Below are 250 nucleotides of genomic sequence, written 5' to 3'. Positions count from 1 at the left end.
CGAGCAGGACGGGATCGTGCGTCGCCAGCGATCCCTGGCTGCGCAGCACCTGCGCCGCGAGCAGCGCGCGCTCCGGCGTCAACGCCCGCAGGTGCGGATCGCTCAGCGCGGTATCGATCTCGTGGTAGGTGTACCCGCTGCGCTGGATGGCCATGTCGGTGTGGAGCCGATCCATGAACGGGTAATAGAGATCCTGGACTTCGCGGCGCTGGGTCCAGATGACTGCGTCGCAGATGCCGATCTGCTCGTA

Annotated in this window: 1 protein-coding gene; it reads right to left on the bottom strand. The window is 66.4% G+C overall.

Going from position 1 to position 250, the window contains the following annotated elements; translation table 11 throughout:
• A partial coding sequence (locus SB725_RS32820; protein WP_410923651.1) for a DUF6190 family protein occupies positions 1-250 on the bottom strand: 250 nt, incomplete at both ends.

The organism is Pseudomonas sp. SIMBA_041 (assembly GCF_046535095.1).
GTDB lineage: Bacteria > Pseudomonadota > Gammaproteobacteria > Pseudomonadales > Pseudomonadaceae > Aquipseudomonas > Aquipseudomonas mucoides.
Note: the sequence above shows the minus strand (reverse complement) of the source record. Positions and strands in the feature narration are given on the sequence as shown.